The sequence below is a fragment of the Rhodopseudomonas palustris genome (genome assembly GCF_007005445.1).
Taxonomy (GTDB): Bacteria; Pseudomonadota; Alphaproteobacteria; order Rhizobiales; family Xanthobacteraceae; genus Rhodopseudomonas; species Rhodopseudomonas palustris_G.
Window position 1 is genome coordinate 818,961 of the sequence record NZ_CP041387.1, and the last position, 14,312, is coordinate 833,272.

A 14,312-nucleotide genomic window follows, 5' to 3' on the forward strand; every position below is an offset into this window, starting at 1 on the left:
CGCGGGACACCGTGCGGTGCAAAGCCGTGCGGTGCGCAATGCTGTGCGCGCTCTTCACGATTCGTGAAATTTCCGTAACCGGCGGGGGAAGTAACGATTTCGCAAGTAATGAAAGTTACCGAATAGTATCAAGTTGATCTGGAGGATTTGAAACGTGGACGAGCATCGCAACGAGCCCATCGGTGAACAGCAGACCGGCGCGGCCGCCGCGACCGACGGAGTGCAGGCGAACGCCGGCAGCCCGGAAGCAAGCTCGGCATCCGCGCCTCAGGCGACCCCGGCCAATGCGGGCGCCGCCAAGCCGGACGATGCGAAGTCCGCTGCCGGCAAATCCGAGATCGAGAAATCGGACGGCGTCGGCCGTCCGCGCCCCGGCACCGTCACCATCATGGCGCCGTCGCCTCGGGAAGATCTGTATCGGCACTGGGACGACGAGATTGAAGTCGAGGCGCCCGATGAGGCGAGCCAGTCCGCAGCTCATCGCTTCGGCGTGCGCAAGCTGGCGGCGGTGGCTGCTGCCGTGATCCTGGCGGCGATCGCGGGGGCGGTCGGTGGTGCACTGGCCACTGCCAGCCTGTCGCATCGTAGCGATGCCGAGACCACCGCGGCTTCGGCGCAGGTGAAGACACTGGACGCACAGGTCACCCAACTGCAGGGTGAACTCTCCGCCATCAAGGCAGAGATCGAGCGTTCGACCAAGCTCAGCTCGGCGCAGATCGGCAAGACCGCCGATCGGCTGGAAAAGCTCGAGAAAGCCCAGGCCGAACCGGCGGCGAAGATTGCCAAGCTGACCGAGACGGTGGAGAAGCTGCGCACCGCACAGGCGCAACCTCCCGCGCCTCCCGTGCCGGCGAATGTTGCCGCAGTCGCCGCCAAGGATGTCACCGGATCGATCACGCCGAAGCCGGAGCCGGCGAAGTCGCAGCCGGGCCGGTTGCCGACGATCGAAGGTTGGGTGCTGCGCGACGTGTATGACGGCGGCGCGGTGGTCGAAGGCCGCTCCGGCACATACGAAGTCTATGCCGGCGACCCGCTCCCGGGTGTCGGCCGCGTCGATGCGATCCGTCGCCAGGACGGTCGCTGGGTCGTGGTCACCAGCCGCGGTCTGATCGTCGCGCGCTGAGCGCACAGCGTCATTCCTGAAACTTTGACGGCGCCGGCTGTGAGACAGCCGGCGCCGTTTTGATTTGGCTGTCCCGCGGCGTCTCGCCGACTGCGCGGGTTGTTTCAGCTTACGCCCCGGCTCTCGCCTTGCTCGCAGCGATCTGCTGGAGCGCCCAGCGGGCGTTCTTGCGGACGTCCGGATCGAGGTCGTCGGCGATCAGCACCAGATAAGGCTCGCCGTCGGGGGAAGCGATCTCGCCCAGCGCGGCGGCTGCTTCTTTCCGGAGATTGGCCTGCTCGTGGGTGACGCACTGACCGATCGGCCGTACCGCCTGCAGCGCCTTGATCCGGCCGAGGCTGCGGATCGCCTTCAGCCGTACCTGCCAGAACTCGTCGGCGAGGCATCCGATCAGCGGCTCGATGGCAATCGCGCCGCGGGCGTTGAGACCGAGTGTTTCCGCCGCCATCTCGCGTACCATCCAGTCTGCATCCTTGAGCGCGCGCACGATGGTCTCGGCGGCGATCTTCATATGCGAGAACGCCAGCGCGCTGACCGCCGCGCGGCGGACGTGCGGATCTGGATCGCCGATCAGAGCGGTCAGGGCAGGGATCGACTCTTCCAGCTTGAGGAAGCCGATCACGCCGATCGCCTGAACCCGCACCGCAGCGTCGCCGTCCTGCAATGCCTCGAGCGCCGGCTTCAGCGTGTCCTTGCGCCGCAGCTCCTTCAGCGCCCGCAGCGCGCCGCTGCGGACGAAGGCGTGGCCGTGCTTGACCAATGGCAGGATCGCGTCGGCGGAGGCGGGATCCTTGAACTCGGCGAGGCTGTCGGCGGCCGCCGCAGCGACGATGCGCTCCGGGTCGACCAACAGCCGGACCAGCGCTTCGGCGGCCTCCGGTCCGTCGAACTCGCCGAGCGCCATCGCGGTCTGCTGCCGGACGCCGGCGTCGGGGTCGGCCACCATGTTGGCGAGGTGACTGATCGCAGCCGGATCGCCAGAATGGCCGAGCGCGATGATCGCGACGCGCCGCTCCGCCGGGTCGGCGGCCTGCAGCCGGTCGTCGGCGTCGTCGAGATCGTCGTAGGATTCGAACGGGCTCGACATGATCACCTCAACAGATACGGGATGTTGACGGTGACCGCCCCGGTGGGGCAATCGGCTTCGCACGGCATGCAGTACCAGCATTCGTCGTAGGCCATGTAGGCCTTGCCGGTCATGTCGCTGATCCGCAGGACGTCGAGCGGGCAGACATCGACGCAGACGGTGCAGCCCTTGTCGGCGATGCACTTGGCGTCGTCGACGACGACCGGCACCGTAGTCTGATAACTGGCGAGAGGCATGTGTCCGTTCTCCTGGTTGGGTGCGGGCGTCAGGCGGTGGCGCGGATGCGCTGCTTGTCGTAGAGATCCTTCTCCTCGTCGGCGATCGGCACGACGTAGGGCTCGACCGCCCGCTTCTCGCTGGTCATCTTGTCGTTCTGCTTGCTCAGCAGCGTGTGGCAGAACCAGTTCTCGTTGTCCTTGTCGGGGAAGTCGGTCCGCCAGTGATACAGGCCCCACCGGCTCTCCTCGCGATACAGCGAGGCGTGCGCGGCCATGTCGGCGCAGTCCATGATCGAGGCCGTTTCGAGCGCGCGCAGCAGTTCGTGGGCGTTGCGGACGATCATCCGCTGCTCCATGTCGTCGCGGACCTCGGCGAGCCGGCGCATGCCGAGCTCGTACTTCCGCGTCACCTTTGGCGGCTGCAGATAGTCGTTGACGAGCCGGCGGGTCTTGTACTCGATCTGGTTCGGCGGGATGCCGTCCTCGCGCCGGGTCGGCGCCAGCACCCGGTCGCGCTCGCGCGCGACCTCGGCGGCGTCGATCTCGGCGAAATCGTGGTTGTCGGCGAACTCCATCGCGTCGAGCCCGGCGAACGAGCCATTGGTGAAGGCGCCGAGCATGTAGTTGTGCGGCACGCTGGCCATGTCGCCGGCGGCGTAGAGCCCCGGCACCGTGGTGCGCGCATTGTCGTCGACGAACACGCCGGAGGCGCTGTGGCCGCTGCACAGGCCGATCTCGGAGATGTGCATCTCGATCGATTCCTGGCGATAGTCGATGCCGCGGCCCTGCTGGAACAGGCCGCGGGTCGGCCGCTCGACCTTGTGCAGGGTCGATTCGATTTCCTCGATGGTCTTGTCGTGCAGGTGCTTGAGCTGCAGGAACACCGGGCCCTTGCCGGACAGCAGCTCGTTGTAGAACTCCAGCATCATCTGGCCCGACCAATAGTCGCACTCGATGAAGCGGCGGTCCTCGTTGTTGGCGGTGTAGGCGCCGAACGGGCCGGCCACATAGGCGCAGGCGGGACCGTTGTAGTCCTTGATCAGCGGGTTGATCTGGTAGCACTCGAGATTGGCGAGTGCGGCGCCGGCGTGATACGCCATCGCGTAGCCGTCGCCGGAATTGGCGGCGTTCTCGTAGGTGCCGAACATGTAGCCCGAGGTCGGCAGCCCGAGCCGGCCGGCGGCGCCGGTGCACAGGATCACCGCCTTGGCCTTGAACACCAGGAACTCGGCGGTGCGGGTGTTGACACTGACCGCGCCGGCGATCCGGCCGTCGGCGCCCTTCAGCAGCCGCGTCGCCATGTAGCGGTTGGAAATCAGGATGCGCGCCCGCCGCAACTGCCGGTACAGCGCCTTCTTGACGGTCTCACCGTTCGGCATCGGAAGCACATAGGTGCCGATGTGGTGCACCTTCTTCACCGCATAATCGCCGTTCTCGTTCTTGAGAAAGCGGATGCCGAAGCTGTCGAGTTCCTCGATGATCGAGTAGCAATTCTGGGCGTATTTGTAGACGGCCTTCTGATCGACGATGCCGTCGTTGGCGATGGTGATTTCCTTGGTGTACTGCTCCGGCGTGGCGTAGCCCGGGATCACCGCGTTGTTGAGGCCATCCATCCCCATCGAGATCGCGCCGGAGCGCTTGACGTTGGCCTTTTCCAGAAGGACGACGTTCGCCTTCGGGTTCTTCATCTTGGCCTTCAAAGCGGCCATCGGACCGGCGGTGCCGCCGCCGATCACCAACACGTCGCACGATACTTCCGACAGTCCGTCGACTATCTCATCCATCGCCATCTTCTGCTCCTGGTTCCTCGGCGGACCGCCGCTGTGGAGCAGAGTTGTTCAGACGCGCGCCGGACGATAGCAATTAGTTGTCGCCGGCGCGCGATTTCCGAACGGGGTGTCAGCGCTCGACGAACGCCTTCTCGACCACGAAGTGGCCGGGCTCGCTGTGATTGCCTTCGCGGAAGCCGCGCTCGCTCAGCATCGCCGGCAGTTCGGCGAGCATCGCCGGGTTGCCGCACAGCATCACCCGGTCGGATTCGAGGTCGAGCCCGGACTGGCCGAGATCGTCGAACAACTGGCCCGACGCGATCAGATCGGTGACACGACCGCGGTTGCGGAACGGCTCGCGGGTCACGGTCGGGTAGTAGTGCAGCTTGTCGCGAATCAGGTCGCCGAGGAACTCGTGGTCCCGCAGGCCCTCGACCAACTGCTCGCCATAGGCCAGCTCGGGAATCTGCCGGCAGCCGTGGACCAGCACGATGGATTCGTAGATGTCGTAGATCTCCAGATCCTTGATCAGGCTGGCGAACGGCGCCAGCCCGGTGCCGGTCGACAGCAGCAGCAGCCGCCTGCCGGGAATCAAGTTGCCGGCGATCAGCGTTCCGGTCGCCTTGCGCCCGACCAGGATCTGGTCGCCCTGCTTGATCTTTTGAAGCCGCGACGTCAGCGGACCATCGGGCACCTTGATGCTGAAGAATTCCAGCTCTTCTTCGTGATTGGCGCTCGCCATGCTGTAGGCGCGCATCAGCGGCCGGCCGTCGACTTCGAGACCGATCATCGCGAACTGGCCGCTCTGGAACCGGAATCCAGGGTCGCGCGTCGCGGTGAAACTGAACAGCGAGTCGGTCCAATGCCTGACCGACAACACCGTTTCGGTTTGGAATGCACTCATCGTCTTCTCCTCACGCGCAGGTGATCTCCTGCGTCCGATGAGACGATGTCGCGGATATCGACCCCTCTTCGCAATTTCGAAATCGCGGTCGCCGTCAATTAGTTGCAAAATTTCCCGAAGAACTCCTCCAAGAGGAGCGGCGTGCTGTTTTTCCGCGGATCTGAGCAATTTGTTGCTAGGCCCGATGCGGCCTCGTGCCTAGCCTCGGGCCCTTGCGACAGGAGGGATCCTCATGGTGACAGTGCACGCTTCCAGCGAAGTCGAGGCCGATCTAGCGTCCTTGACGGTGCAGATCGCGGATGGCCGCACAGCCGCCCTGCCTGCCGAGCGGCTGCGGCTCGCATGCAAATGCGCCTACTGCACGCGGGCGCGGATCGACGGCCGTTTCCCGGCCGAGTTTCCCGGCGCGGCGATCGTTGCAGTCCGCGATCTCGGCTACGGGCTCAACCTGCAGTTTTCCGACGGCCACGATCGCGGCATTTATCCGCACGCCTATCTGGCGACGCTGATCGACGCCGACTGAGGCGGCACATTCATCCTGATCGCTGGCACGAACATTGCTCCGCATCTGGTCGGTCTGATCAACGCGAGAGGCAAATCATCGTGCTGCAGGCAGCCAAATCGGCAGCGGAGTCGACGTCCACCCTCGGCCCGGCGCGCGTCGGAACGGGCCGATCGCTTCTGCTCACCGAAAGCCACCAACCCACCGCCGGACCGCCTTCGCTGATCGACCGGCTCAGCCTGCGCGAGCGCGAGCTGGTCCTCAAGCAGGGCCGCCGCAAAGTCCTCAATCGCGGCCAGACGCTGTTCAGCCAAGGCGCGCGGCACGACGGCATCTTCCTGATCGAGAGCGGCCGAATCCGGGTGTTCTACACCTCGCCGCAGGGCCGCGAGATCACGCTGGCATACTGGCACATCGGCAATTTCGTCGGCGGTCCGGAAGTGTTCGACACCGGCGTGCATCAATGGTCCGGCGTCGCCGCCACCAATGCCGCCGTCGTGCATCTGCCGGGGAGGGAACTACGCTCGCTGGTTGCGGAGGTTCCGAATCTCGCGATCGGCCTGATCGAGGGATTGAGCTTCAAGGGCAAATGCTACTCGGCGCTCGCGCAGATGCTGGGAACGCGCTCGATCACCCAGCGGCTGGCGCATTTGCTGCTGCAACTGGTCGACCTTTACGGAGTGGATGATGCCGACGGCAAGGTGATTGCAGTCGCATTCACCCACGCCGACATCGCCCACCTGGTCGGTGCGACACGGCAATGGGTCACGATCAGTCTGCGGCGAATGCAGGAGAAGCGCATCGTCCAGACCCGGCGCTCGCAGATCGTCGTCTGCCGGCCCGATATCCTCGAGGAGATGCGCGGCCACGCGACCGACTGACCTCTCTGCCTATGCAAATGGCTCTTAGAAGCAAAATTGCCCAAGGAGTGCGCAACCCGTCTTTAGCGGCAACTAATCCACCCGATGGTCCAGTCCGGATTTGCTCTAAACGACCCGGCTACCAATCATGGCGACATCAGCCATCCAAGCGAACGGGGATGAGAATGGTCAGCCGCTTTCAGAAAATCGTCGTATCGGTCGCCTGCCTCACATGGATCTCGGCCCTGCCGGCCACCGCAGAAACGATCACCATCGGGATCGGCACCCAGGATACCACGACCAACACGGTCACCGCCGGCACGGTGATCCGGCAGCTTCATCTGCTGGAGAAGTATCTCCCCACGACCGGCAAATACGCCAATGTGAAGTTCGAGATCGAATGGCAGAACTTCACCTCCGGCCCGCCGGTCACCAACGGGATGATGGCGAACAAGCTGCAGTTCGGCATCATGGGCGACTATCCGCTGATCGTGAACGGCTTCACTTTTCAGAACAATCCCGAGAGCAAGAGCCGGCTGATCTCGATCGCCGCCTACAGCATGGCGGGGTCCGGCAACGGCATCGTCGTCCACAAGGACTCGCCCTACTACGAGCTGTCAGATCTGAAGGGCAAGCTGGTCAGCGTTCCGTTCGGCTCGGCGGCGCACGGCATGGTGCTCAAGGCGCTGCAGGATCGCGGCTATCCGGCGGACTATTTCCAACTGGTGAGCCAGAGCCCCGAAGTCGGCTCCACCAACCTGCAGGAGAAGAAGATCGACGCTCACGCCGACTTCGTCCCGTTCGCCGAGCTGTTGCCGTTCCGCGGCTACGCCCGCAAGATCTTCGACGGCGTCGAGACCAACCTGCCGACCTTCCACGGCACCGTGGTCCGCACCGATTTCGCCGAAAAGTATCCGGAAGTCGTCGTTGCCTATCTCAAGGCGGAAATCGCCGCCAATCAATGGCTGCGCCAGGATCCGAAGGCCGCCGCCGAGAAGATCGGGGACTGGACCGGGATCAACAAGGAGGTGGTGTATATCTTCCTCGGCCCGAGCGGCAACATGACCACCGATCCGACCATTAAGCCGGCGCTGATTGACGCCGCCGCGACCGACGTCAAGGTGCTGCAGAGCCTCGGCCGGATGAAGGAGTTCGATCCGAAGACATGGATCGACGACAGCTATGTCCGCAAGGCCTATGCGGAGATGAAGCTGGACTACGACAAGGAACTCGCCTCGACCGCCAACTACGAGATTTCCGGCCAGGACAAGTTCTGCAACAAGCCGATCGGGGAGCCGCGCAAGGCCGGCGAGGTCTGGGTCGATGGCGAAGGCATCCTGCCGTTCTCGAGCACGCAGTGCACGCTCGGCGCGTATGCGGACTTCAAGGCCAAGAGCAAGAAGATCAACGTCGCTTATGTGTTCGACGCCTCCCGCGGCATCAAGCTGTTCGCCGACCAGGCGTTCTACGCCGCCGGCAAGGGCGAGATTGTGCCGTTCCTGCTGAAGAAGGACGCCGAGGCCTACGCCGGCAAGATCAGCGGCAAGGTGGTCGGCTTCGACGAAGCGGTGAAGCTGGCGATGGCGGGAGACCGCACGTGAGCAGCCCCGCCCTGATGACGTCGCGCGACCGGATGGCGGCGACCGCCGCCCCGGTCGCCCCACGCGAAGCCGGCCCGCCGGCTTTCGCAACGCGCGCATCGCGCTGGTACCGGCTCAACCAGAACAGGCTGCGCGCCGGATTGATCGGCATCGTGTCGCTGCTGCTGTTTCTTCTGGCGTGGCATCTGCTGACGACCTACCGGGTCGTGATGTTCGTGAAGTTCACCAACGTCCCGACGCCGCTCGCGGTGTACGAGAGCTTCACCCGCGCGATGCACGATCCGAAATTCCTGATGCACGTGCTGCTGAGCTGCCGCCGGATCTTCTTCGGTTTCGCGCTGGCGGCGATCGTCGGGGTGCCGCTCGGCCTGATCATGGGACGCTTTCGCCTGGTGCACGAGTTCGTGTTTCCGGTCGCCGAGGTGATGCGGCCGATTCCGGCGATCGCCTGGGTGCCGATGGCGATCATGCTGTGGCCGACCAATGAGCAGAGCATCGTGTTCATCACCTTCATCGGGGCGTTCTTTCCGATCCTGGTCAACACGCTGCACGGCATGACGCTGGTCGATCCGGTGCTGGTGCGGGCCGCCAAATGTCTCGGCGCGCGCGAGGCATCGATCTTCCGCGAGGTGTATTTCCCGGCCGCGCTGCCGCACATCTTCACCGGACTGACCGTCGGGATGGGCGTCGCCTGGGTGTCGCTGATCGCCGCCGAGATGATCTCCGGCCAGTTCGGCATCGGTTACTTCACCTGGGAAGCCTACTCGCTGGTGCAGTATCCCGACATCGCCCTCGGCATGATCGCAATCGGCGTGCTCGGGCTCGGCTCCAGCCTGCTGATCCGCTCCGCCGGAACGCTGGTGATGCCATGGAGGTCGCGATGAGCCAGTCTGCTCCCGAGGCCCGTCAGGGCCGGATCGAAGTCCGCGATTTCGCGCTGCGTTACGAGACGATCGACGGCTCAGTGGAGGCCGTCACCGACACGCAGATCCATGTCGAGCCCGGCGAATTCGTCTCCATCGTGGGACCGTCCGGCTGTGGCAAGTCCACGCTGCTGAATGCGGTGGCCGGCTTCCTGAAGCCGACCAGCGGCGTCGTCACGGTCGATGGCGAGAAGGTGACCGGGCCGAGCGCCGAGCGCGGCATGGTGTTCCAGCAATACTCGTTGTTCCCATGGAAGACCGTGCGCGAGAACGTCGAGTTCGGCCTGAAGATGCGCGGCATGTCCCGCTTCGAGCGCGAACGGGCGGCGCGCACGCTGCTCGGCCTCGCCGGGCTCGAGGCGTTCGAGAAGCACTATCCGGAGCGGCTGTCCGGCGGCATGAAGCAGCGCGTCGGCATCGTCCGGGCGCTCGCGACCGGGCCGAAGGTGCTGCTGCTCGACGAGCCGTTCGGCGCGCTCGACGCCCAGACCCGCATCATCATGCAGCAGATCCTCACCAACATGTGGCAGCGGCTGAAGATCTCGGTGCTGTTCGTCACCCACGACATCGACGAGGCGATCTTCCTGTCGGACCGTGTGTATTGCATGACGGCGCGGCCCGGCTCGATCAAGGCCGAGATCCGGATTCCGCTGGAACGGCCGCGGCAGCAGTCGATGATGATGTCGTCGGAATTCCTGGCGCTGCGGCGCGGATTGATGTCGCTGATCCGCGAGGAGAGCCTGAAGGCGATGGGCGGCGAGATCACCGATCTCGGCATGCAGGGGCTCAGCATCGAGCTGCAGGGCCATTCGCTGCCGGAGGTGCTTTAGCCGGATAAGGCCGCTCCGAGAATCCCGGAGCCGGCCCGTCATGCAGCCTCGGCGGCGCTAACCGATGGCGCCCGATGCGCGCAGCGCCTTGATGGTGGCGTCGTCGTAGCCCGCGCCGCGCAGCACCTCGTCGCTGTGCTCGCCGAGCGCCGGCGGCATCCGCGGCCGGGTCTTGGCGCTGCCTTCGATCCAGATCGGGCTGTTGATGGTCAGCGTGGTGTCGTTCTCGAACGGCACCAGCACTTCGTTCTCGATCAACTGCTTGTCGGTGGTGATGTCGTCGAGAATGCCGACGACGCCGAACACCAGACCGGTGCCGTCGAGCGCCTTGCGCCACTCGGCGAGATCGCGCGTGGCAAAGATCTCGTCGAAGATGCCGATCAGTTCGATCGAACGGGCGTGGCGGTCCGCCTTGGTGGCGAAGCGCGGATCGTCGGTGAGATCCTCGCGGCCGAGGCACTTCGTCAGCGTCGGCCACTGCTTCTCTTCGTTGAGCAGCGACAGGATCAGCCAGCGGCCGTTGCGGCAGCGATAGTGATTGGCCACCGCGTTGAGCGCGCGCTCGCGCGGCCGCCGCGGCTGGAATTCGGCGCCGACCAGCTTGGCCTGCGCCAGCACGCTGGTCGACCACAGCCCGTTGGCCATCAGGTTCGACTTCACCTCGCTGCCTTTGCCGGTGCGCTCGCGCTTGTACAAAGCGGTGACGATCGCGCCGAACAGCGACATCGCGCAGGGGTGGTCGCCCATGCCGGCGACCGAGCGCGCCGGAGTGGAGTCTTCGTCGGCGCGCACCAGGTCCATCATGCCCGAGCGCGCCCACCAGGCGTTGCTGTCGAAGCCGGGCTTGTTGGCTTCCTCGCCGCGCTCGCCATAGCCGGTGAAGCTCGCATAGATCAGCCGCTCGTTCAGCGGCGCGAGATCCGCATAAGCGACGCCGAGCCGCGCCCGCACCGGCGGCGGGAAGTTGGTGATGAACACGTCGGCCTCGGCGACCAGCTTGCGCAGCACCTCTTTGCCCTCGGGTTTGGCGAGGTCGAGCGCGAGGCTGCGCTTGTTACGGGCCTCCAGCATCCACGCGTAGTTGCGGTCGCTGATCGGATAGCCCGGCAGGTTCGGCAGGTTGCGATAGGGATCGCCGGCCCCCGGCGGTTCGATCTTGATGACGTCGGCGCCAAAATCGGACAGCACGGTCGCGGCCGCCGGTGCAGCAATGAAACTCGCGCAATCCAGCACCTTGAGGCCGCTGAAGATGCCGTTGTCGTCCATGCGCGTGAGCTCCCTCGTGCTTTTGTTATTTCGTTGTCCGGAAATTCACGCGGATCGCGCCGTTCCGGCTGCTCGACGCATATGAACCGGGTTGTCGGGACGACGCAATATTGGAACCTGCATGGAGGCCTTCCGACAGCGCGCGCAGTTCTTGGCGTGACGTCGGCTATCCGCCGCCCGTCAGCAGCGCGGCATTGCCGCCGGCTGCTGCGGTGTTGATCGACACCGTCTGTTCCAGCGCGAAGCACGGCAGATAATGCGGGCCGCCGGCTTTCGGGCCGGTGCCGGACAGGCCGGAGCCGCCGAACGGCTGCACGCCGACGACGGCGCCGATGATGTTGCGGTTCACATAGACGTTGCCGGTCGGCAGCCGCGCGATCACGCGTGCCACTGTGTCGTCGATCCGCGACTGGACGCCGAGCGTGAGCGCGTAGCCACTGGCGGCAATGTCATCGAGGAGCTGGTCGAACTGCGCCGCCTTGTAGCGCACCACGTGCAGCACGGGGCCGAACACTTCCTCGGTGAGCTGCGAGGCACGGCTCAGTTCGAAGACATGCGGCGCGACGAAGTTGCCATTGGCCGGTGCCGTGCCGGCGAAGTGCAGCCGCGCCTCGCGTTTCATCCTGGCGATATGCGCGTCGAGCCGGGCCTTCGCCTCGGCGTCGATCACCGGTCCGACATGCGTTGCGGGATCGCGCGGATCGCCTATTCGCAGTTCGCGCGCGGCACCGGCGATCATCGCGATGACACGATCCGCAACGTCCTCCTGCACGCACAACAGCCGCAGCGCCGAGCAGCGCTGGCCGGCGGAGCGGAACGCGGAGGTGATGACGTCGTCGGCGACCTGCTCGGGCAGCGCGGTGGCGTCGACGATCATCGCGTTGATGCCGCCGGTCTCGGCGATCAGCGGCACGATCGGGCCGTCCTTGGCGGCCAGCGTGCGGTTGATCGCACGCGCCACCTCGGTGGATCCGGTGAAGACGACGCCGGCGACGTCGGCGTGCTCGACCAGCACCGCACCGATGCGGCCGTTGCCCTGCACCAGATGCAGCGCCGCGCGCGGCACGCCGGCTTCATGCAGCAGGCGGATCGCGGCATCGGCGATCACCGGCGTCTGCTCGGCAGGCTTGGCCACCACCGCGTTGCCGGCCATCAGTGCCGCGGTGACCTGGCCGAGGAAGATCGCCAGCGGAAAATTCCACGGGCTGATCGCCACGAATACGCCGCGACCACGCAAGCCGAGCGTATTGCGTTCGCCGGTCGGGCCGGGCAGGGCGAGCGGCTCGGCGAACAGCCGGCGGCCTTCGCTCGCATAGTAGCGGCAGTAGTCGATCGCCTCACGCAGTTCCGCGACGCAGTCGTCGAGCGTCTTGCCGCCTTCGTCCTGCAGCAGCGCGATCAGCGCCGCACGGCGCTGCTCCAGCAGATCGCCGGCGCGCTCCAGGATCGCCGCGCGGTGATCGGCGGAGGTCCGGCTCCACGTCTCGAAACCGTCGCGCGCGGCGGCGATCGCTGCTGCGGCCTGCGCCGGCGTCGCGGCTGCGATGGTCGGCAGCGGCCGGCGCGCGGTCTCGATGTCGCCGAGCAGTGCGGCGAGCGCGCTGCGGTCGCCGAATTCGATGCCGCGCGAATTGAGCCGCTGCGGCTGATACAGATCGCGCGGCAACGGGATCGCCGGGTTTCGTGCGTTCTCAGGACGGCCGATCAGCGCGGCAGGCCGTGTCAGCAGTTCGGCGACCGCCACGCTGTCGTCGCCGGCCTGCGCCACGAACGACGAGTTGGCGCCGTTCTCCAAGAGCCGCCGCACCAGATAGGCCAAGAGATCGCGGTGACCACCGACCGGAGCGTAGATCCGGCATACGGGCTGCGGATGCTCGTCGAGCAGCCGCGCGTACAGCGCTTCGCCCATGCCGTGCAGCCGCTGAAATTCATAGTCGTCGCTGCCATCGGCGAGTTCCAGAATGGTCGCGACCGTCAGTGCGTTGTGGCTGGCGAATTGCGGGAACAGCCGCGGCCGCAGCGACAGCAGCTTGCCGGCACAGGACAGGTAGTTGAGGTCGGTCATCGGCTTCCTGGTGAATACCGGGTAGTCGGCGAGTCCGCGTTCCTGCGCGCGCTTGATCTCGGTGTCCCAATAGGCGCCCTTCACCAGCCGCAGCATGATCCGGCGATCGAGTGCGTTCGCCAGCTCTGCAACGTAGTCGATCACGGCGGCGGCGCGCTTCTGATACGCCTGCACGGCGAGGCCGTAGCCGTCCCAGCCGCTGAGCGATGGATCTGCGAAGCAGGCGGCGAACACCTCGAGCGACAGTTCGAGCCGGTCGGCTTCCTCGGCGTCGACCGTGAAGGCGAGGTCGTGGCTCCTGGCGAGCCTCGCCAGCTCGAGCAGCCGCGGCGTCAGCTCCCGCATCACGCGGTCGCGGCTGATCGCCTCGAACCGCGGATGCAGCGCCGACAGCTTGACCGAGATGCCCGGCCGCGCCGGCAGTGCAGCGTTGCCGGAGGTGCGGCCGATCGCCGTGATCGCATCGAAGTAGGACTGATAGTAGCGCTCGGCGTCCTCGGCGGTGCGGGCGCCTTCGCCGAGCATGTCGTAAGAGTAGCGAGAGCCTTCGCGTACATGCGCCTTGGCGCGGGCCAGTGCAGAGTCGATCGTTTCGCCCAGCACGAAATGATTGCCGATCAGCCGCATCGCCTGGCGGGTCGCGGCGCGCACCGCGGGTGCGCCGATCCGCCGCGTCAAGGCCGCGAGCGTGCCTTGCGGCGTCTCGCCGGCATGGACGAGACGCGCCGATAGTCCGAGGGCCCAGGCCGAGGCGTTCACCAGCACGGCATCGGACTTGATGCGGTGATGCGCGAAATCGCCCTGGTCGAGCTTGTCCTCGATGAAAGCGTCGGCAGTTGCCGCATCCGGAACCCGCAGCAGCGCCTCGGCCAGTACCATCAAGGCCAGACCCTCTTTGGTCGACAGCGCGAATTCGCGCAGCATCGCGTCGACGCCGCCCAGGCCATGTTCGGAACCGCGAATCGAGCTGATCAGTTCGGTCGCAACGGCGTCGATCCGGGCTTCGCGGTCGGGCGGTAGCGCGGCGCTCGTCAGCAGTTCGGCGGCGAGCGCAGCATCATCCGGCGCGTAAGCCGCAGTGAACTCGGCAAGCGGCTGGTCGGACGGCATGGCGGTCGGCTCCCGAGGCCAGATAGCTGTGGACGGCACGCATCAGTGCGGCCA

Annotated in this window: 12 protein-coding genes; 6 read left to right on the forward strand and 6 right to left on the reverse strand. The window is 65.8% G+C overall.

Features of this window, described 5'->3' with window-relative positions:
* Window positions 1-154 precede the first annotated feature (154 nt).
* Window positions 155-1,123, forward strand: coding sequence for a hypothetical protein (locus tag FLL57_RS03750; protein ID WP_142882174.1), 969 nt, complete (start codon window positions 155-157; stop codon window positions 1,121-1,123).
* Between the two features lie 109 nt (window positions 1,124-1,232).
* On the opposite strand, the gene FLL57_RS03755 is transcribed toward FLL57_RS03750, so the two are convergent.
* The 4 genes from FLL57_RS03755 to FLL57_RS03770 form a co-directional block, all read right to left on the reverse strand.
* On the reverse strand, window positions 1,233-2,210 hold the full coding sequence (locus tag FLL57_RS03755) for a HEAT repeat domain-containing protein (RefSeq protein WP_142882175.1): 978 nt from the start codon (window positions 2,208-2,210) through the stop codon (window positions 1,233-1,235).
* Between the two features lie 2 nt (window positions 2,211-2,212).
* Window positions 2,213-2,446, reverse strand: a complete 234-nt coding sequence (locus tag FLL57_RS03760) for a 4Fe-4S dicluster domain-containing protein (protein WP_114360624.1) — start codon at window positions 2,444-2,446, stop codon at window positions 2,213-2,215.
* Window positions 2,447-2,475: 29 nt separating this feature from the next.
* Window positions 2,476-4,218 carry a fumarate reductase/succinate dehydrogenase flavoprotein subunit gene (locus FLL57_RS03765; protein WP_142882176.1) on the reverse strand — a complete coding sequence of 581 codons (1,743 nt, stop codon included), beginning with the start codon at window positions 4,216-4,218 and terminating at the stop codon, window positions 2,476-2,478.
* Window positions 4,219-4,327: 109 nt separating this feature from the next.
* On the reverse strand, window positions 4,328-5,101 hold the full coding sequence (locus FLL57_RS03770; protein WP_142882177.1) for a ferredoxin--NADP reductase: 774 nt from the start codon (window positions 5,099-5,101) through the stop codon (window positions 4,328-4,330).
* 232 nt (window positions 5,102-5,333) lie between these two features.
* Here FLL57_RS03770 and FLL57_RS03775 point away from each other — a divergent pair, with 232 nt between their 5' ends.
* The 5 genes from FLL57_RS03775 to FLL57_RS03795 all read left to right on the forward strand — a co-directional run bounded on the left by FLL57_RS03775 (window position 5,334) and on the right by FLL57_RS03795 (window position 9,817).
* Window positions 5,334-5,624 (forward strand): DUF971 domain-containing protein, encoded by a 291-nt coding sequence (locus FLL57_RS03775; protein ID WP_142882178.1) that lies wholly within the window; start codon window positions 5,334-5,336, stop codon window positions 5,622-5,624.
* 77 nt (window positions 5,625-5,701) lie between these two features.
* The gene (locus FLL57_RS03780) at window positions 5,702-6,484 is read left to right on the forward strand and encodes a Crp/Fnr family transcriptional regulator (protein WP_142884156.1); all 783 of its coding nucleotides are present in this window, start codon (window positions 5,702-5,704) and stop codon (window positions 6,482-6,484) included.
* Between the two features lie 164 nt (window positions 6,485-6,648).
* Window positions 6,649-8,064, forward strand: coding sequence for an ABC transporter substrate-binding protein (locus tag FLL57_RS03785; RefSeq protein ID WP_142882179.1), 1,416 nt, complete (start codon window positions 6,649-6,651; stop codon window positions 8,062-8,064).
* Window positions 8,061-8,948, forward strand: coding sequence for an ABC transporter permease (locus FLL57_RS03790; RefSeq protein ID WP_142882180.1), 888 nt, complete (start codon window positions 8,061-8,063; stop codon window positions 8,946-8,948). The genes FLL57_RS03785 and FLL57_RS03790 overlap by 4 nt, the downstream gene beginning before the upstream one ends.
* Complete coding sequence (locus FLL57_RS03795) at window positions 8,933-9,817, forward strand: ABC transporter ATP-binding protein (RefSeq protein ID WP_433962609.1); 885 nt, start codon at window positions 8,933-8,935, stop codon at window positions 9,815-9,817. Before FLL57_RS03790 ends, FLL57_RS03795 begins: the two co-directional genes overlap by 16 nt.
* A gap of 57 nt (window positions 9,818-9,874) precedes the next feature.
* Here the strand turns inward: FLL57_RS03795 and FLL57_RS03800 are convergent, their stop codons facing one another.
* Complete coding sequence (locus FLL57_RS03800) at window positions 9,875-11,083, reverse strand: CaiB/BaiF CoA transferase family protein (protein WP_142882182.1); 1,209 nt, start codon at window positions 11,081-11,083, stop codon at window positions 9,875-9,877.
* Window positions 11,084-11,249: 166 nt separating this feature from the next.
* A complete protein-coding gene (gene putA, locus FLL57_RS03805; protein WP_142882183.1) occupies window positions 11,250-14,258 on the reverse strand; it encodes a bifunctional proline dehydrogenase/L-glutamate gamma-semialdehyde dehydrogenase PutA in 3,009 nt (1,002 codons plus the stop codon).
* Window positions 14,259-14,312 lie beyond the last annotated feature (54 nt).